The 1215-nt window shown below is 71.1% G+C and carries 1 protein-coding gene; it reads right to left on the reverse strand.

Annotation, left to right across the window (positions count from 1 at the left end; translation table 11 throughout):
• The coding region (locus ABD912_RS23230; RefSeq protein ID WP_345154823.1) for an NAD-dependent succinate-semialdehyde dehydrogenase at positions 1–1215 on the reverse strand (1215 nt) is incomplete at both ends.

The raw sequence follows: 1215 nt of genomic DNA on the forward strand, positions 1-1215 counted from the left end.
CGATGTACTGCACGGTGGTGTACTCGTCCAGGCCCTCGGCGCCGCCCTCGCGGCCCAGGCCGGACTGCTTCACGCCGCCGAACGGGGCCGCGGCGTTGGAGATGACGCCGGCGTTGAAGCCGACCATGCCGAACTCGATCTGCTCGGCCACCCGGAACATGCGGTTGAAGTCGCGCGTGTACAGGTAGGACGCCAGCCCGTACTCGGAGGCGTTGGCCAGCTTGATGGCCTCCTCCTCGGTGGTGAACGTGGTGACCGGGGCGACGGGGCCGAAGATCTCCTGGCCCAGGATCGCCGCGTCGTTGGGGACGTTGGCCAGCACGGTGGGCTGGTAGAAGAAGCCGTCGCCCTCCACCGGGGCGCCACCCGTGACCGCGGTCGCGCCGTCGGCCACCGCGGCCTCGACGAGGGCGTGCACGTCCTCGCGCGCCCCGGAATCGATCAGCGGGCCCACGGTGGTCTCGGCCTCGGTGCCGCGTCCGGGCTTCAGGGCGGCCATGGCGGCGGCGAACCTGGCGGTGAACTCCTCGGCCACGGACTCCTGGACCAGGAAGCGGTTGGCCGCGGTGCAGGCCTCGCCCATGTTGCGCATCTTCGCGGCCATGGCGCCCTCGACGGCCGCGTCCAGGTCGGCGTCCTCGAAGACCAGGAACGGGGCGTTGCCGCCGAGCTCCATCGAGGTGCGCAGCACGTTGTCCGCGGCGTCCTTCATCAGGCGCTTGCCCACCGGGGTGGAGCCGGTGAAGGAGACCTTGCGCAGGCGCGGATCCTGCATCAGCGGACCCGAGATCGCCGAGGCGCTGTTGGAGGAGACCACGTTCAGCACGCCCGCCGGCAGGCCGGCCTCGAGCAGGGTCGCGGCGAACAGCTGGGAGGTCAGCGGGGTGAGCTTGGCGGGCTTGAGCACCATGGTGCAGCCGGCCGCGACGGCGGGTCCGACCTTGCGGGTGGCCATGGCCAGCGGGAAGTTCCACGGGGTGATCAGCAGGCACGGGCCCACCGGCTTGCGCTGGACCAGGATCTTGTTCTTGCCCTCGGGGGTGGTCAGGTAGCGGCCGTAGTCGCGCACGGCTTCCTCGGAGAACCAGCGCAGGAACTCGGCGCCGTAGGCGACCTCGCCGCGGGCCTCGGCCAGCGGCTTGCCCATTTCCAGGGTCATCAGCAGCGCGAAGTCCTCGGCGCGCTCGGTGACCAGGTCAAAGGCCCGGCGCAGGA

The organism is Arthrobacter ginkgonis, assembly GCF_039540195.1.
Lineage (GTDB): Bacteria > Actinomycetota > Actinomycetes > Actinomycetales > Micrococcaceae > Zafaria > Zafaria ginkgonis.